This window comes from Acetobacterium carbinolicum (genome assembly GCF_047456275.1).
Classification (GTDB): Bacteria; Bacillota; Clostridia; order Eubacteriales; family Eubacteriaceae; genus Acetobacterium; species Acetobacterium carbinolicum.
Genome location: NZ_CP173357.1, coordinates 1956513 through 1974051, shown reverse-complemented (window position 1 = coordinate 1974051; position 17539 = coordinate 1956513). Strand labels below are relative to the sequence as shown.

Sequence of the window (17539 nt, the reverse complement as noted above, 5' to 3'; positions counted from 1 at the left end):
TTTTAATTCAGAGGGGTGAGCATGGTTTTATAAAAGGCATAAGCTTTGGAAGATTTTCCAATGCAGTAACCGATATAATGATCCAACAGATCATTTATTTTTATCGCCTCGACGGTGCTTACTTCCCGATCTTTTAGCTGTTTGATCGGCTGTCCTAAAAAATCCCGGAGTAGTTTTAACATCGTGGGGCTCAGCTTATAGAGGTATCCCTCGGTTGGTTCCTGACAGTCACTGCAAATGACCCCATTGTTTTCAATGCTGAAGAGGCTTAAATCTTGATCATTCTGACACATCATACATGTTTTTAGACCTGGGCGGTAGCCTAAATAACTAACTAGTTTCATTTGAAAGGCGCCCACCAGAACCAGGTCGTTTTTTGCTGTTCCAGCTGATATATAAAACAATACGTGAAGGAGTAGTTTTAAAATTTCCGGGCTTTTCTGAAAAAATTCATAGGCATTATACATCAGATCCAGTAAATAAGAAGCCAAGGCCATTTTTGTCAGATCATTCCGCAATGGATAAAAGGCCTCAATTAAATTGGACTGATTGATGATGCCAAAATTCTTACCGGGATAATAAACAAATTCACTATAGGCAAAGATCTGGGTGCTGGCCAGAAGGCCACTTTTCTGACGTCGGACACCACGGGCAATACATTGAATCTTACCATCATCTTCGGTGAAGATGGTCAGAATTTTATCCTGTTCTTTATAGGGCTGTTCTTTAATGACCAGTCCTTTTGTTTTAATCAGAGCCATAATTCTCCCAACTAGAGGATTTATTCAAAATAGCCTAAATCTTTCAAATCAAAATTCTTATCCCGCCAATCGGATCGCACCTTTACCCATAGCTGTAGATTGATCTGCGATTTCAGAAAAAACTCAATATCTTTCCGGGCTTGAGTACCAATTTTGGTCAGCATGGAGCCACCTTTGCCGATCAGGATGCCCTTGTGAGTTTTTCGCTCACAGAAAATGGTGGCTTCAATGTCAATGATATCCTTTCCCTTACGGGGTTTCATGGTGGTAACTTCCACCGCAATGCCGTGGGGAACCTCATCATTTAAAAGGTTCAGAAGTTTTTCGCGGATCAATTCCTGAACAATCCAACGCTCTGATTGGTCAATGATCATATCGGCCGGGAAAAACATCGGACCCGGACTAAGCAGTCCAGTAATGAGTTTCAAAAGCTCTTTAACCCCATCTCCCGAAACCGCGGAAATGGGAATGATTGCGTTGAGGAAATCATATTTTTGATAAGCCGCAATGGTGACTAAAACATCCTCTTTGGGAAGTAGATCAATTTTATTGATCACTAAGATAACCGGTGTCTTACTGGCTTTTAGTTTTTCCAGAATATACTGATCCCCAGGTCCGATTTTTGTTTCCGGCTCGACCAGATATAAAACCACATCCACATCGGATACAGTATTTTCCGCGGCTTTTTGCATGTAGTCACCTAACCGGTTTTTGGGTCGGTGCATCCCCGGGGTATCAATAAAAACCATCTGGGCCTGTTCATCGGTATAAATGCAACGGATAGCATTTCGGGTCGTTTGTGGTTTAGCTGAGGTAATCACCAGCTTTTCTCCCATTATATTATTAAGCAAGGTCGATTTCCCCACATTTGGGCGACCGACGATGCTGATAAATCCGGATTTAAAGTTTTCGTTCATTGTTCACATTCTTTCTTTGGCTAAAAAAACCAATTGATAATTTTTGGTAAAAAGATAATTAGCCCCACACAAACCGACATAATTGCGGCCACCATAACAGCCCCTGCAGCTGTATCCTTGGCAACTTTGGCCAGATGATGGTATTCCTCAGTATAAAGATCCACCAGGGTTTCGATAGCTGTATTGATGATCTCCAGGATAAAAACAAATCCAATCATAATCACTAATGACAACCATTCATAGCTTTCAATTTGAAAAACAAAACCAAAGGCAATGGTGATAAGTCCAACACCAAAGTGAATCCGCATGTTGGGCTGGGTTTTAAGGGTATAGAGAATACCTTCAACGGCAAAAGAAAAACTCTTTTTTAACTTTCTTCTAATCTCTCCCACCTCCTGATTTTTACTGTTTGGATAAAACACGACGACACGTTTCAGGTTGGACGGGTAATCTAGTCGTCACCCATAATTTCCTTTTCGATGCGTCTCATTTCGGATTTTTCGTCCTCCTCCATATGGTCATAGCCCAACAGGTGAAGAACACTATGCACCGATAAATAAGAAAGCTCCCGGGTTAGGCTGTTTCCGTACTCCTTGGCTTGAGCTTCGGCCTGCTGGATACAGATGACAATATCTCCAAGCAGCAAAGGCAGAAAAGGATTATCTTTAATGATTGCTTCGCGATGAAGGATGAAATCCTCATGCATGGGAAAGGACAGCACATCGGTAATCGTATCTTTGCCCCGATAGTCTCTGTTTAGATCCTTTATTTCGGTGGTATTGACAAATGAAAAACTCACTTCGCACTCTACTCCAATTTCTTGATCAAGGAGTGTCCGCATCATAGCGTCTTCAATTTCTTCCAGGATGATGTCTGTAATTTCAAACTCACTGCGATTATCATAAGCGACTACAAGCATATTATTTCCTCTCCGGTTTCATTTCTTTTTAGTGGCCGCTTTCGCTTTCGCTTCTTCTCTTGCAGCTGATCGCATGGCAGATTTTTTAGCATCTGTCAATGGCGTCTGGTCAGGGATTAACTCATCATAAGGTGGGGTTGTCATGTGAGAGAGCATACCGAAACCATGGTTAAAGTCAATTATCGTAATACTTCCTAATTTAATGTCAAAATGCCATTTACAGTCAAGCGGTAAATTCAGCATATTGGTGAGCATCCCGTGAATGGTTCCACCATGGGCAACCATTAAAACTGTTTCGCCTTCATTCAATTCTGCTAAAAATTCAGCGCAAAGATCATGATATTCCCGCTGGCTCTGACCCTCAGGGACAGCATAATCAATATAACTCGACATCCATTGATCCCATTCGGTCTGGAAGATTTCAATGCACTCATCCCGAGTTTTGCCTTCGAAAATGCCAAAGTTGAACTCTCGGAGACGATGATCCACCTGAATCTCCTTACCCGTGGATTGACCTACTGCCTGAGCAATTTTCAATGCCCGTGAGGTTGGACTAGCATAAATTTTGTCAAATGACAGTTTCTCATTCAGGGCGATCAGTTCTTCTACCAACAATACCTTCATCGCCTCGCCCCGAGGAGTATAGTCTGATTCGGTGTGGCCGTTGAGGCGATGCTCCACGTTTCCATATGTTTCTACATGTCTTACCAGTATAAGTTTCATTTTTTCTTCCTTATGTAATTTTAAACTTTTCTCTATTATAACTCATTTTAATCAGGGAAACCAAATTTTTTTGCCAAGCGCTATCTTTTTAGTTATAATTAATAAAGTACCTGAGAAAGGAAGTCACCATGGAAAAAACTAAAAAAAAATCTCTTTTCGCTGATCTTAGTCTTGTGGCCGTGGCATTTGTTTGGGGCAGTGGTTTTGTCGCTTCGAAAAACGCCCTTGGTTCAATGTCACCGATAATGCTAATGGCGGTCAGGTTTACGGTAGCGGCCCTTCTATCCGGATTTATCTTTCGAAAAAATTTGAGAAAAATCTCTAAAGAAACCATTAAGGCCGGTTGTATGATAGGCTTCTTTCTGTTCACCGCCTTTGCCGCCCAGATGATTGGACTTCAATATATGCTTGCCGGTAAGCAAGCTTTTCTGACGGCCACCAATGTCATCATGGTCCCCTTTATTTATTGGGCGGTAAAAAAACAACGGCCTGATTACTACAATTTTGTGGCAGCCTTTACGATGCTGATAGGTCTGGCCCTGCTGACGATGGATTTTTCTGTTGGTTTTTCTTTCAATCCCGGGGATGTTTTGACGTTGCTATGTGCCTTTTTATTTGCCTGTCACATTGTGGTGGTGGGCATTTACTCAAAACAGCATGACCCCATTGCCCTGACTGTGATTCAACTTTGCTTTGCTGCTGTGGTCTCTTTGGGTTACGTTTTTATTTCGGGCGAGTTTACTCTAGACATACCTGTGCCCGGTCTTTTAAATGGCTTGTATCTGGGGATATTCTGTACCTTTCTGGCCTTTTTGGGACAAACGGTGGCTCAGAAATATACCAATTCCACTCATGCCGCTATTATCCTCAGTCTGGAAGCCGTTTTTGGAAGTATTCTATCAATTATTATCCTTGGAGATACGTTTACGTTGACGATGTTCTTAGGCTGCCTAGTGATTTTTTTGGGGATCCTTACCGCTGAAACCAAGTGGTCTTTTCTTAAGAAACTATTTCTTAAAACAAAACCTAAAAATCCAGAAAAGCTGACCGAGATTTAGCTTTTTCTTTACAGATTAATTCCCTATATGCTATGATAACCTCCAATTGCAAGAAAAATTGCAGAGGAGGTTTTTTTTGAAAACTCAATTTAATATTGGAAATCTCGAATTTTCAAAGCCCATTGTCCAAGGTGGTATGGGGATTGGTATTTCCCTTTCCAAGTTGGCTGGATACGTCTCAAAATTTGGTGGCCTCGGGGTCGTCTCTGCTGTAGAAATGGGCAGTAATTACCCCAATTACCAGAAAAATCCTAAAGCGGCCAACCGACAGGCCATGGAGGACCACTTTAAACGTGCCAAAGAAATATCTGGCAATCGCCCCATTGGGATAAATATTATGGTGGCTTTAACCCAATACGAGCAACTGGTTAAAGATGCTGTCCAAACTGGTTATGACATTGTTTTTGCCGGAGCGGGTCTACCTTTAACCCTTCCAGAACTGACCCGCGATTCCTTAACTAAAATTGCTCCAATTATTTCATCTAAACGGGTGGCCAAACTGATTTTAAAACACTGGTGGCGTCACTATGAAGTTGCTCCAGATGCCATTGTCCTGGAAGGCCCCTTGGCTGGTGGTCATTTAGGCTTTAAACCTGAAGATCTTGTCCCAGAACGACTGGCCCAACAAGCCTTGCCCTCGCTGATTCCCGGCGTGCTTGAAGAAATCAAACCTTATGAAGATTTGGTTGGGCGGCAAATCCCATTAATTGCCGGTGGCGGTATTACCTCAGCCACTGATGTCCGGGATACCCTGGAAGCTGGTGCCGATGCCGCACAAATTGGTTCTCGATTCGTGGCGACTAAAGAATGCGATGCCTCCCCGGTTTTTAAAGAAGCACTTGTCAAAGCCAAACAATCCGATATTGAAATCATCGTTAGTCCCGCCGGTTTGCCAGGCCGGGCAATTCATAACCACTTTCTGGAAGAGGTTAAAGCAGGGCTGCGACATCCTGTTAATTGTCCCATTAATTGCATAAAATCATGCGATTTTAAAACGGCTCCCTACTGTATCGCCCTTGCTCTGATTGCCGGAAAACAGGGTGATCTGGAGAATGGCTATGTTTTTTCCGGGGCTAATGCATATAAAATCACTGAAATCACAACTGTGGAAGCCTTAATTGACGAATTGACAAAAGAATTAAGTCACTAATCTGGTCTTTAGTCATTTATTTAGCGATCTTATAAGTCTTAATATGCCCTAAGAAAAAAGTTAATATCTGAACTTTTCTTGACAAATACTTTTTTAGCGCTATAATTAGTTAGACAATCTAACGATAATGGAGGTGATCCCTTGGACTCTTTTTCTTCCCAACTCAACGCCGTTTTGGTCGATACATTCAATACTATTTTAAAGTTTGAAGAAAATTTACTCAAGCAATCTACGAATATTGATTTATCAATCAATGAAATGCATCTGATTGAGCATGTGGGAAAAAACAAAAATGATGGAAAAACCATTAGTGATCTTGCCCAAAGTCTTAATATTACCCTCCCTTCTGTAACGGTGGCGATAAATAAATTGGTTAAAAAAGGGTATGTAAAGAAAGAAAAGAGTAATACCGATGGACGGGTTGTATACGTTCGACTTACCGATAAGGGTTTACGGATCGATAAAATCCACCAGTATTTTCATGTAAAAATGGTGAAAGATATTTCTAGTGAAATGACTGTTGCCGAAAAAGAAGTATTAATTCACGGTATGGAAAAATTAAACGGTTTTTTCAAAAATAAATTATCAAGATTATCTGACGAAAATGAAACGTCTGAGCCTTGATGCTTGGAGGAACAAATGTCCTTTACAATTATCGGAACCGGTTCTGCGTTGCCAAGAACAATTCAGACCAATGAAGACCTCGCCCAGTTTCTTAATACATCTAATGAATGGATCGTTTCAAGAACTGGCATCGAATCACGACACATTTGTGTGGCAGAATCCATTTTAGACATCGCTCTGGAAGCCAGTGTGAATGCCCTGGATAATGCCCAAATCAAACCAGCAGAACTTGATCTAATTATCTGCCCCACCCTTGGCGGTGATACCGTCACCCCTTCCCTGGCCTGCTTGATTCAGGAAAAATTGGGTGCAACCTGCCCCAGCTTTGATCTCAATGCCGCTTGCTCCGGCTTTGTCTATGGACTTGATGTGGCTGACGCTTATTTTTCCCGGAATAATGACCAAAAAATTCTGGTCATTGCGGTGGACGCCATGTCCAAGCTGGTGGACTGGCAAGATCGGGCTACTGCTGTACTTTTCGGAGACGGTGCCGGTGCCGCTGTGCTGGCCAGCGGGAATAGCTTAAGAGCCATTCAGCTGACCGCCGTCGGAAATCAGCATGCCTTAAGTATTCCCTGGCCTAAGGGTAATCATCCCCTGACCCAAAACCAAACCAACCCAGCCCCCTATCTGCTGATGGACGGGCCGGAAGTTTATCGCTTTGCGGTAGCTGCCATCTGCAGTGACTTACGCTCAGTGGCAAAAGCCGCCGGCATCGAACTGGCCGATCTGGATTACATCATTCCCCATCAAGCGAACCTGCGGATTATCGAAGGAGCGGCCAAACGCCTAAAACTGCCAATGGATAAATTTGTTCTGCGAGTCAATGGTTGTGGTAATACCTCAGCCGCCAGCATCCCACTGGTGCTGGATGAACTTAACCGCAGTAACACCTTTAAACCCGGCACCCGGATTGCCTTAACCGCCTTCGGCGGAGGTCTGACAACCGGTGCCTGCGTTATCGAATGGGCTGATCATTATATGGCGTAATATTGTTAGTAAAATTATAACTAAAAATGACTTCAGCTTAAATTCTTAAATAGTACCGGCAATTGTTACATCATGTTGTATGCGACAGATTAATAATTGGTCGGTACGGGATCTCAATCAAAAATTTATTTATAATCTTAGGAGGATTAATCAAATGGTATTAGAAAAAGTAGTGGAAATTTTACGGAATTACAAAGATGAACAAGATTTAGCCGTTACAGTAGCTTCAACATTCGAAGAACTGGAACTGGATTCTCTGGATACCGTGGAGCTGGTCATGGAAATTGAAGAAGCCTTTGATACCAGCATTGAAATGGATGGCGAAATTAAGACCATTGGTGATGTGGTAACGCTGATTGAAAAAGCAATCGTTTAGGTGAAATAGTATGATAAAAACACCACTCTGCGATCTTTTAAACATTGAATTTCCCATTCTTCAGGGAGGAATGGCGTGGATATCCGATGCTCAGCTTGCGGCTGCCGTGTCAAATGCAGGTGGTTTAGGGATTATTTCGTCAATGAACGCCGATGAGAATTGGCTACGCAGTGAAATTAAAAAGGCCAAAAGCCTGACTGATAAACCTTTTGGGGTCAATGTTATGCTGATGAATCCCCATGTGGATAAAATTGCACAGGTTCTGATTGACGAAAAGGTTCCGGTTGTCACAACCGGTGCCGGAAATCCAGGTAAATTCATGAAGCTATGGATTGAAGCCGGTATCAAAGTTATTCCGGTGGTACCTTCCACCGGATTGGCCCGCTTTTCTGAACGGGCTGGAGCCACAGCGGTCATTGCCGAAGGCGGCGAATCCGGTGGACACGTCGGCGAGATGTCTACCCTACCCTTAATTCCCCAGGTCTGTGACGTGGTTTCGATTCCGGTCATTGCTGCCGGCGGCATTGGCGATGGTCGGGGCATCGCCGCCGCGTTAATGCTGGGAGCATTAGGGGTTCAGTTGGGCACCCGTTTTTTAGTCGCCCACGAAACCAACATCCATGAAAATTATAAAGATAAAATTATTAAAGCCAAAGATATTGATACCACCCTTAGCGGCCGGTCATTGGGTCATCCGGTTCGTTCTCTAAAAACAACCTTTTCTAAAGACTTCATTAAAGCGGAAAATGATCCTACGACGCCGCCAGAAGTTCTGGAAGAATACGGTCGGGGTGCGCTTCGCATTGCCGCTCAGGAAGGTGATTCTCTAAAAGGTTGCTTCATGGCTGGTCAGATTGCAGGAATGATTAAAGAAAAACAAAGCGTGAAGGAAATCATTTTAACACTGGCTGATGAAACAGAAACAGTTTTAAAAGGAGGAACAAAATGGGTAAAATAGCACTGCTCTTCCCCGGTCAAGGTTCACAGTTTGTCGGAATGGGCAAACCCCTTTATGAACTTAGCCAATGCGCACGGGAAATTTTTGACCAGGTTGATGCCGTTCATCCGGGCACCTCGACACTTTGCTTTGAAGGGCCTGCGAAAGCGCTCAATCAAACCCTGAATACCCAGCCTTGTATTTTTGCAGTGGAGCTGGCGGCACTGACGGCTTTAAAATGTGTTGGGGTCGAAGTTCAGGGTATCGCTGGGTTCTCACTGGGAGAGGTAAGCGGTCTGGTAGCCTCCGGCGTCTTGTCTATGGCAGATGGATTAAAGTTTGTTAAAAAGCGTGGTCAAGCTATGGATGAAGCGTCTCAGATGACACCGGCGTCCATGGTGGCCGTTTTAAAACTTGATAATGCCACGGTGGAAGCACTCTGCAAAGAATTCAGCCAATGCTACCCGGTTAATTACAATTGCCCTGGGCAGCTGGTTGTCGCCATGCTTCGGGATGATCAGGAAGCGTTTTTAATCCGTGCGAAAGAACTGGGCGGTCGGGGTATCCCCTTGACTATATCTGGCGGTTTCCACTCCCCTTTTATGACCTATGCAACCAAGCTGCTGGAAAAAAAGATCTATGAATTGACATTTTCAGCGGGTTCCATTCCCCTTTATTCCAACGCTTATGCTAAACCCTATCCTGAATCTCCAGTGGAGATCCGTGATTATATTCTTCATCAAATCAATCATCCCGTATTGTGGGAACAAACGATGCGCAACATGATCGCAGACGGATTTACCACCTTTATTGAATGCGGTCCCGGCAAAACCCTGGGTGGATTCTTAAAAAAAATTGACAAATCAGTCCTCTATTATCATGTTGAAACGGTACTAACCGATTATCTCGAAGCAAAGAATGCCGGAAAGGAATGGTCTTTTGTATGTTAACAGGAAAAACTGCACTCATTACAGGTGGTGCAAAAGGAATTGGACGGGCCATCGCCCTTAAAATTGCCCAGGCCCATGGAAATGTGGCCATTATGTACCGTGGTAGCCAAACTAATGCGCTACTGACCATCAATGAACTGCAGGCTTTGGGTGTGCAGGCCAAAAGCTATCAATGTGACGTGTCCGATTTTAACGCCACTAAAGAACTGGTTGCCCAGGTTATTAAGGATTTTGATGGATTAGATATCCTGGTGAACAATGCTGGAATTACTAATGACAAGCTGTTAATCGCCATGAAGGAAACTGATTTTGATAGTGTCATTAACACCAATTTAAAAGGTGCCTTCAACATGACCAAGCACGTCGGCACTTACCTGCTCAAGCAGCGCAAAGGTCGAATTATCAATATCTCCTCAGTTTCAGGCTTAATGGGCAATGTGGGCCAATGCAATTACGCCGCTGCCAAAGCCGGTCTTATCGGTCTGACCAAGTCCACTGCTAAAGAAATGGCCATGCGAGGAATCACCTGTAATGCCATTGCTCCAGGTTTTATCGACACTGATATGACCAAAGAATTAAAACCCGAAATTAAAGAAGAGATTATTAAACAAATTCCCTTAAAACGTTTGGGACAGGCAGATGATATTGCCAATCTCTGCGTATATTTAAGTAGCGATTTATCAGGCTATATTACAGGAGAAGTCATTAAAGTTGATGGCGGTCTCTATATTTAGGAGTAATCAATGAATCGACGAGTTGTTATAACAGGATGTGGTGCTGTTTCTCCAGTGGGTAGCACTGTAGAACGTTTTTGGGAAAACCTAAAAAACGGAAGATGCGGCATTGACTTTATTAAGAAATTTGATACCACCGACCTAAAAGTGAAAATTGCAGGTGAGGTTCATGATTTTGAACCCCTTGACTATATTAAAAAGAATGAAATCCGAAAAACTGACCTATTTACCCAATACGGCATTGGCGCAGCTGTCCAGGCAATGGAAGACAGTGGTGTCCAGGCGTATGTGGACCCCACCCGACTGGGTGTTTATATGGGTTCCGGCATCGGCGGTATTCACACCTTTATTGATGAATGCCATAAAATGGATACCAAAGGCCCTGGCCGGATTTCGCCTTTTTTCATCCCAATGATGATTTCAAATATCGCTGCGGGAACCATCGCCATTCGTTATAATGCCCAGGGACCCTGTCTACCGATTGTCACAGCCTGTGCCACGGGTACCCATTCCATTGGAGAAGCATTTCGAAGTATTAAGCACGGTTATGCCGATGCCATTATTGCCGGCGGCACTGAAGCCAGTATTTCTCCTTTGTCGGTGGCCGGCTTTACTAATTTAACGGCTTTGACTACCGTTAACGATCCCACCCGGGCCTCCATTCCCTTTGACAAAAACCGTAGCGGTTTTGTTATGGGTGAAGGCGCTGGTGCACTGGTATTAGAAGATCTGGAATCCGCCCTGAACCGCGGCGCGAAAATTTACGGCGAAGTTGTCGGCTACGGGAATACCTGTGATGCCTATCACATTACTGCCCCCCATCCCGACGCCATCGGTGGCACCCGAGCCATCAGCCTGGCTATGGCGGAGGCGGTCAGTTCGGGCATTAAATTTGAGCAATCTCAGATTTATGTAAACGCTCATGGTACCAGCACCCCACTTAACGATAAATCAGAAACCATTGCTATTAAAAATGCCTTGGGTGAACATCTCAATCGAACGCTGGTCAGCTCCACCAAATCAATGACTGGCCATATGTTGGGGGCAGCGGGTGCCATTGAAGCGATCGCTTCAGTGATGGCCTTGAGAGATGGCATTATTCCCCCCACCATAGGTTATCAGGAAGCTGATCCAGATTGTGATCTGGATTATGTCCCCAATGAAAAACGAGACGTCCAGAGTGATATTGCTCTATCAATCTCCCTTGGTTTTGGTGGTCACAATGGTTGTCTGGCATTTGTTAGATATGCAGGAGAATAAGAGATGGAATTAAATATAGAAACACTTCAGGCGCTGGCAAGAATCATGTCTGAAGAAAAACTCACCAGTCTGGTCCTTGATCAGGGAAACCTGAAAATCGAAATAAAACGGGAAATCGGTTCGATGCAACCATCTGGGATTACCTATCAGGAACCCCGGATGGCAGCAATGGAGCCACTGCCCCATCATACCCAGCCCGTGGCAGCCGATGCCATTGATATCACTGATACTGCCCATTGGAAAGAAATAAAATCCCCCATGGTTGGTGTCTTTTACCAAAGCAGTCAGCCGGATAAACCAGCTTATGTGACCAAGGGGCAGAGCTTTTCCGAAGGCGATACCCTGTGTATTATTGAAGCGATGAAGCTGATGAACGAAATTACCGCCGAAACTCCCGGAACCATTATGGAAGTATGCGTCGGCAACGGCCAAGTCGTTGAATTCGGTCAGGTCCTCTATCGCATCGTTGAAGACTAGATTTTAGACAGAGTTACTAGCTCCGTACCGACCAATTGTTAATCTGACCGTACCGATCATGATCGGTACGGCCAAATTTTGTTAACGGTCTAAAAAATTACTAAACGGAATTTTTATAAAATTTCAGAAGGAAATCAGAATGAAACGTGATGAATTAAAAAAGATCCTGCCACACCGGGAGCCCATGCTCCTGATTGACGAGGCTGAGAAAATAGATAACACCACCGCCACTGGGCGCTACACCGTAACCGGCGACGAGTTTTTTTTGCAGGGACATTTTCCCGGCAATCCGGTAGTGCCCGGTGTTATTCTTTGCGAAATTATTGCCCAGACCAGCTGCGTCTTACTGGCAGACCTGGGTGGTGCCAATAAGACGCCCTACTTTACCAGTTTGAATAAGGTAAAATTCAAAGAAAAGGTCTTTCCCGGTGATACCATTGAAATCACCTGCACCATTACGAGATCCAAACCGCCTTTTTATTTTGCCAGCGGTTCCGGTTCAGTGAATGGCAAGATCGCAGTGGTAGGAGAATTCTCTTTTGCCCTGATTGAGTAAGGAGGAAAGCCGTGTTTTCTAAGATCCTCATAGCTAACCGGGGCGAAATTGCGCTGCGGATTATCCGTGCCTGTAAAGAAATGGGTGTCGCCACCGTTGCAGTCTTTTCCACCGCCGATGAAAATAGTCTGCATGTGAGCCTAGCCGATGAAAGTATTTGTATTGGACCGGCGGCAGTCTCAGACTCTTATCTGAACATTTCGGCAATTTTATCGGCAGCGGTATTAACCGGAGCGGAAGCCATCCATCCCGGCTACGGACTGCTTTCAGAAAACCCCAAGTTCGCTCGTTTGTGCACCCAATGCGGTATCGCTTTTGTTGGACCAAACTGGGAAATCATTCAGAAAATGGGCGACAAAGATCAGGCCCGCGCTACCATGGCCGCTGCTGGAGTACCAATTGTTCCCGGTACCGATATTTTAAACGATCCGGATGAGGCGCATCAAAGAGCTGATGAAATTGGCTATCCCCTGCTAGTCAAAGCCCGTTCTGGCGGTGGTGGCAAGGGAATCCGTTTGGTCGAACGATCTGAAGATTTTTTAAATGAGTATTCCCTGGCCAGACAAGAAGCGCAAAACGCTTTTAATGACGATGGGGTTTATCTGGAAAAGTTTTTAACCCGGGTAAAGCATATCGAAATTCAATTGCTTTGTGATCAGCATCAACATGTTGTTGCCTTAGGCGAACGGGAATGCTCCATTCAACGCAAAAATCAGAAATTACTGGAAGAAAGTCCTTCACCATCACTGACTCCGGAAATTCGCACTGCTATGATGGACGTTTCCCGTCAGGCCGCGCTGGCCATAGGTTATGAAAATGCCGGTACCATCGAATTTTTAATGGATATGCACGGCCATTTTTATTTTATGGAAATGAACACCCGATTGCAGGTTGAACATCCAATTACTGAAATGGTTACTGGAGTAGATATTGTCAAATGGCAGATCCGGATTGCCGCTGGATTGCCGCTGACATTTTCTCAGCAAGATGTGTACATTCATGGTCATGCCATCGAATGCCGAATCAATGCTGAAAATCCGCTACTGGATTTTAGACCCAACTGCGGAACCATTGAATTTCTGCATGTTCCCGGAGGACCCTGGGTTCGTTTTGATACCCTACTCTATCAAGGCTATTCGATTCCTCCGTATTACGATTCCATGGTTGGCAAGCTGATTGTCCATTCCAAAACCCGTGAGCTGACGATCCGGAAAATGAAGGCCGCCTTGTGCGAGCTGGTGATTGAAGGGATCGACCACACCAGCCAGGTACAATTAGATATTCTCAGTCATCCCTTATTTATTAAGGGCGACTATTATACAGATTTTATGGAAAATGAATTTGGTAAACCCTTATCCGAATAGAAATGGAGGTTTTAAATGCTAAGTAAAAGTCTATTTAAAAAACCCAAGAATGAACTTGAAGCCCAGCATCGGATCAAACGTAAAACAGACCCGGCCATTCCTTCGGAACTGTGCCGAAGCTGTCCATCCTGTAAACAATTGAGCTTCACGTCAGATTTAGAAAATAACTTCCACGTCTGCCCCAAATGCGGTCACCATTTTCGCATCAATGCCAGACAACGCCTAAATATGATTGTTGATCCGGATACTTTTGTCGAACAGCATCATGAGTTATCCTCATTCAATCGACTGGAATTTCCCGGATACGATGAAAAGCTGGAGCAGGCTACCCTGTTCAGTCACGAAAATGAAGGCGTTATCATTGGAACTGGAAAAATAGACAATCGGGAGGTGGCTCTATTTGTGATGGAAGCCACCTTTATGATGGGGAGCATGGGGCAGGTGGTGGGTGAAAAAATCACCCTGATCTTTGAATATGCCCGTTCGCATTGTCTTCCGGTGCTTGGCTATACCGTTTCCGGTGGGGCCCGAATGCAGGAAGGGATGTTGGCCCTGATGCAGATGGCTAAGACCAGCGGTGCGGTCAAACGTCACAGTGATGCCGGTCTGCTCTATCTTACCATCCTCACCGACCCGACCACCGGTGGTGTTACTGCCAGTTTTGCCATGGAAGGTGATATTATTTTGGCCGAACCCGAAGCTTTGATTGCCTTTGCCGGTCCCCGGGTTATTGAACAAACCATACGGCAGCGGTTACCAAAAGGATTTCAGCGGGCTGAATTTTTACTTGAAAAAGGATTTGTAGATGCGATTGTACCCCGTAGTATCCAAAAAGAAACGGTGAAGCGGCTATTGATCCTTCACGAAAACCCCAAAGGCGGTAATAAAAATGGAAGCATATAAACGTGTCGCACTAGCCCGGAAGAAAAGCCGTCCCACTGGTCAGGATTTCATCGATAATCTGTTCACCGATTTTATCGAACTGCACGGCGACCGCTGTTTTGGTGATGATCCCGCGATGATTACCGGCCTGGGATTTCTGATGGACTTGCCGGTTACCGTTATTGCCCAGGAACGGGGAAAAAATACTAAATCACGGGTCAAGCGAAATTTCGGATCTTCCCATCCCGAAGGCTACCGAAAAGCTCTGCGGCAGATGAAGCTGGCGGAGAAATTCAATCGTCCAATTGTCTGTCTGATCGATACCTCTGGCGCATTTTGTGGCATCGGTGCTGAAGAACGAGGGCAAGGGCATGCTATTGCTAAAAATCTGATGGAAATGATGAGCCTTACGGTACCAATCCTGTCCATTGTAATTGGCGAAGGTGGTAGTGGCGGTGCTCTGGCTTTAGGTGTGGCTGATGAGGTCTGGATGCTGGAAAATGCCATTTATTCAGTGATCTCTCCAGAAGGCTGTGCCACTATTCTCTGGAAGGATGCCTCAAAATCAAAAGAAGCAGCAAAGTGTCTAAAACTAACCGCTCAGGATTTGTATGAGCTCCAGGTTGTTGATAAAATTATTTCTGAAAACCATCGAGATTTTAAAAACGTCTATCGAGAACTGAAGATCGGTTTATATAAAAGCTTTCAAAAATATCAGGCTCTTGTTCCTGAACAATTGACGGAACACCGTTACCAACGCTTTCGTAAATATGGCGCGATTGAAACCCATTCCGAATAATTATTTAAAAACACGAGCAAACCAGAAAAAAGCAGATAAACTACCCATTGTTCTGCTTTTTTTTTATTTACCCAGAGCCAAAATAATGATATTATGAATCATCAGTAAAAATTTGTATAAAATTCAAAAAAGGAGATGATGCCATGACTGGAGATCGAATTAAATGCGAACTTGTTTATAGTAAAATGCTAACCGCTGTTGAAGACATCATGTTGGAAGAGTTTGATTTACCGGAGGGTTGCATTGATATTGGCATTTTTACCACCCAATACGATGGTGTCGGCTATTGCGCTGCCGATGAAGCCACCAAAACCTCGAATGTCGATGTTGTATACATTAAAACCCTTTACGGGTCCGGTGCTGGAATTAATGATGGTCAGGTTTTTGGTGTCATCACCGGACCCACCGTGTCTGACGTAGAAAGCGGACTTCGTTATATCCGGGACTATGCCGAAAACAAGGCCAGCGTCTACAGCGTCAATGACGATGACAGCAACCTAATTTATGCCCAGCTGGTACCCAAAATCGGCAAGTATTTTTCAAAAACCTATGACCTGCCAATCGGATCATCCATTGCGTTCCTCTTTGCCCCAGCTCTTGAAGGGATTGTCGGTATCGATGAAGCCTTAACGGTTGCCGATGTGGAAGTTGTGAAATTTTTTAGTCCCCCGACTAATTCAAATCTGAGCGGTGCCATCCTCACCGGTACCCAATCCAATTGCCGAACCGCTTGTGAAGCATTTAAAAACGCCATTATTGGCTGCGTGGAAGATCCAGTTGATTACTGATCCCCACCTTATATTAATACAAACAAAAGAACCGCCAGTTGACGGTTCTTTTGTTTGATCGGGATAAGTTTTAATAATAGTACATGGATTGCATCATTGAAGCAACAATGGCCACCACAATGCTAGAAAAAATGATGGCAAGAACAATGCCAATTCCCATAAAGATCAAGGTTGCCCAAGCAAAGTGTTTTTTTGTGGTACTAGTTTTGGAATCAACACTCCAGATAATCAGCATCACAATATTGACGATTGGTATGTACAGCAACAGCAGCGTCAGCATCCAGTCACCCAGGGTCATGGGCACTTCGGAATTTTCCGAGGCCGCCTGACGTTCCGGTGGAGCCTGATATTGTGACGAGGTCTGAGCAGGATCTGGAGTGGTTATGATCGTTTCCGAGACAATGATTTCTTCCTCAACAATACCATCAGCAATGATTTCATCCTCGACAATTTCGTGAGATAAGATTTCTTCATTTGAGATTTCACCAGGAATTTCTTTTCCGGTAACATCCTGAGAAATATTTTCATTATCGAAAACACCTGCCGTGAAATCTTCTATCTCACTGGTATTTTCCTTCAACACATTTCCACAATTACTACACACTGCATCATCTGCACCGATACCGGCATAACATTTTGGACAATACTTTGCCATTGCGCTCACATCCTTTTTATTTTATTTTATCATAAAAACAGAATGATTTCAAAATATAATTTAGGATACAACTTCAATTTTCTTAATTACCTGATCTTCACGCGGTTTATCTGATCGATCCCGATCAACCACAACGATCGCGTCCGCTGTTTCTATTCCCGAAATCACCCTACCGAAAGCCGCATATTGACCATCTAAAAATGGTGCATCATCGACCATGATAAAAAACTGGGAGCCGGCAGAATCTGGCATCCCGGAACGAGCCATTGATATTATACCTTTCACATGCTTCAGATCATTCACGACACCATTGCCAGAAAATTCACCTTTAATCGTGTGTCCCGGACCACCCATACCACTGCCCTGAGGGCATCCGCCTTGAATCATAAAGCCAGGAATGACCCGATGAAAGATCAATCCATTATAGAAGCCATCATTGACTAAGGTTAAAAAGTTTTCAACAGTTATTGGAGCAACTTCGGGATAGAGTTCCACTTCCATAGTCTGGCCATTTTCCATTTCAATTTTTACAATCGGATTTGCTGTTTCTGACATTATTTCCTCCAAATATTTCTTATAATTTTTACTTCAATGTAGTATACACCAAAAGAAATAAAAT

General features: G+C 44.1%; 22 protein-coding genes. 15 read left to right on the top strand and 7 right to left on the bottom strand.

Going from position 1 to position 17539, the window contains the following annotated elements:
• Positions 1-2 precede the first annotated feature (2 nt).
• Genes recO through ACIZ62_RS09115 form a run of 5 tightly spaced genes read right to left on the bottom strand, consistent with a single transcriptional unit; the run spans position 3 to position 3320 of the window.
• The gene (gene recO, locus ACIZ62_RS09135) at positions 3-761 is read right to left on the bottom strand and encodes a DNA repair protein RecO (protein ID WP_414151806.1); all 759 of its coding nucleotides are present in this window, start codon (positions 759-761) and stop codon (positions 3-5) included.
• A gap of 20 nt (positions 762-781) precedes the next feature.
• A complete protein-coding gene (gene era, locus ACIZ62_RS09130; protein WP_414151805.1) occupies positions 782-1678 on the bottom strand; it encodes a GTPase Era in 897 nt (298 codons plus the stop codon).
• 20 nt (positions 1679-1698) lie between these two features.
• Entirely contained in the window at positions 1699-2100 is a 402-nt protein-coding gene (locus ACIZ62_RS09125) for a diacylglycerol kinase family protein (protein ID WP_414151804.1), read from the bottom strand.
• 29 nt (positions 2101-2129) lie between these two features.
• Complete coding sequence (ybeY, locus tag ACIZ62_RS09120) at positions 2130-2597, bottom strand: rRNA maturation RNase YbeY (protein WP_111886970.1); 468 nt, start codon at positions 2595-2597, stop codon at positions 2130-2132.
• 18 nt (positions 2598-2615) lie between these two features.
• Positions 2616-3320, bottom strand: a complete 705-nt coding sequence (locus ACIZ62_RS09115; protein ID WP_111886971.1) for a histidine phosphatase family protein — start codon at positions 3318-3320, stop codon at positions 2616-2618.
• Between the two features lie 128 nt (positions 3321-3448).
• Between ACIZ62_RS09115 and ACIZ62_RS09110 the strand changes: the two genes are divergently transcribed.
• The 15 genes from ACIZ62_RS09110 to eutL all read left to right on the top strand — a co-directional run bounded on the left by ACIZ62_RS09110 (position 3449) and on the right by eutL (position 16265).
• Positions 3449-4378, top strand: coding sequence for a DMT family transporter (locus ACIZ62_RS09110; RefSeq protein WP_111886972.1), 930 nt, complete (start codon positions 3449-3451; stop codon positions 4376-4378).
• A 76-nt stretch (positions 4379-4454) separates the two neighbouring features.
• Positions 4455-5528, top strand: coding sequence for an NAD(P)H-dependent flavin oxidoreductase (locus ACIZ62_RS09105; RefSeq protein ID WP_414151803.1), 1074 nt, complete (start codon positions 4455-4457; stop codon positions 5526-5528).
• 141 nt (positions 5529-5669) lie between these two features.
• Entirely contained in the window at positions 5670-6152 is a 483-nt protein-coding gene (locus tag ACIZ62_RS09100) for a MarR family winged helix-turn-helix transcriptional regulator (protein WP_111886974.1), read from the top strand.
• A gap of 15 nt (positions 6153-6167) precedes the next feature.
• Positions 6168-7142 carry a beta-ketoacyl-ACP synthase III gene (locus ACIZ62_RS09095; RefSeq protein ID WP_111886975.1) on the top strand — a complete coding sequence of 325 codons (975 nt, stop codon included), beginning with the start codon at positions 6168-6170 and terminating at the stop codon, positions 7140-7142.
• Between the two features lie 154 nt (positions 7143-7296).
• The gene (locus ACIZ62_RS09090; RefSeq protein ID WP_162624396.1) at positions 7297-7518 is read left to right on the top strand and encodes an acyl carrier protein; all 222 of its coding nucleotides are present in this window, start codon (positions 7297-7299) and stop codon (positions 7516-7518) included.
• 10 nt (positions 7519-7528) lie between these two features.
• A complete protein-coding gene (locus tag ACIZ62_RS09085; protein ID WP_111886977.1) occupies positions 7529-8476 on the top strand; it encodes a nitronate monooxygenase in 948 nt (315 codons plus the stop codon).
• Positions 8464-9405: an ACP S-malonyltransferase gene (locus ACIZ62_RS09080; RefSeq protein ID WP_111886978.1), complete on the top strand. Its 942-nt coding sequence runs from the start codon at positions 8464-8466 to the stop codon at positions 9403-9405. The genes ACIZ62_RS09085 and ACIZ62_RS09080 overlap by 13 nt, the downstream gene beginning before the upstream one ends.
• Positions 9399-10139 carry a 3-oxoacyl-[acyl-carrier-protein] reductase gene (gene fabG, locus ACIZ62_RS09075; RefSeq protein ID WP_414151802.1) on the top strand — a complete coding sequence of 247 codons (741 nt, stop codon included), beginning with the start codon at positions 9399-9401 and terminating at the stop codon, positions 10137-10139. The genes ACIZ62_RS09080 and fabG overlap by 7 nt, the downstream gene beginning before the upstream one ends.
• Positions 10140-10148: 9 nt before the next feature.
• A complete protein-coding gene (gene fabF / locus ACIZ62_RS09070; RefSeq protein WP_414151801.1) occupies positions 10149-11399 on the top strand; it encodes a beta-ketoacyl-ACP synthase II in 1251 nt (416 codons plus the stop codon).
• 3 nt (positions 11400-11402) lie between these two features.
• Entirely contained in the window at positions 11403-11876 is a 474-nt protein-coding gene (gene accB / locus ACIZ62_RS09065) for an acetyl-CoA carboxylase biotin carboxyl carrier protein (protein ID WP_414151800.1), read from the top strand.
• A gap of 139 nt (positions 11877-12015) precedes the next feature.
• Positions 12016-12432, top strand: a complete 417-nt coding sequence (gene fabZ / locus ACIZ62_RS09060; RefSeq protein ID WP_111886982.1) for a 3-hydroxyacyl-ACP dehydratase FabZ — start codon at positions 12016-12018, stop codon at positions 12430-12432.
• A gap of 11 nt (positions 12433-12443) precedes the next feature.
• Positions 12444-13796, top strand: coding sequence for an acetyl-CoA carboxylase biotin carboxylase subunit (gene accC, locus ACIZ62_RS09055; RefSeq protein WP_414151799.1), 1353 nt, complete (start codon positions 12444-12446; stop codon positions 13794-13796).
• A 15-nt stretch (positions 13797-13811) separates the two neighbouring features.
• On the top strand, positions 13812-14699 hold the full coding sequence (gene accD, locus ACIZ62_RS09050) for an acetyl-CoA carboxylase, carboxyltransferase subunit beta (protein ID WP_111886983.1): 888 nt from the start codon (positions 13812-13814) through the stop codon (positions 14697-14699).
• A complete protein-coding gene (locus ACIZ62_RS09045) occupies positions 14686-15477 on the top strand; it encodes an acetyl-CoA carboxylase carboxyltransferase subunit alpha (protein ID WP_111886984.1) in 792 nt (263 codons plus the stop codon). The genes accD and ACIZ62_RS09045 overlap by 14 nt, the downstream gene beginning before the upstream one ends.
• A 143-nt stretch (positions 15478-15620) precedes the next feature.
• Positions 15621-16265, top strand: a complete 645-nt coding sequence (gene eutL, locus ACIZ62_RS09040; RefSeq protein ID WP_111886985.1) for an ethanolamine utilization microcompartment protein EutL — start codon at positions 15621-15623, stop codon at positions 16263-16265.
• Positions 16266-16335: 70 nt separating this feature from the next.
• Here the strand turns inward: eutL and ACIZ62_RS09035 are convergent, their stop codons facing one another.
• Together ACIZ62_RS09035 and ACIZ62_RS09030 are read right to left on the bottom strand one after the other, a co-directional pair.
• Positions 16336-16920, bottom strand: coding sequence for a hypothetical protein (locus ACIZ62_RS09035; protein ID WP_414151798.1), 585 nt, complete (start codon positions 16918-16920; stop codon positions 16336-16338).
• Positions 16921-16980: 60 nt separating this feature from the next.
• Positions 16981-17475 carry a peptidylprolyl isomerase gene (locus tag ACIZ62_RS09030; protein ID WP_414151797.1) on the bottom strand — a complete coding sequence of 165 codons (495 nt, stop codon included), beginning with the start codon at positions 17473-17475 and terminating at the stop codon, positions 16981-16983.
• Between the last annotated feature and the right edge of the window lie 64 nt (positions 17476-17539).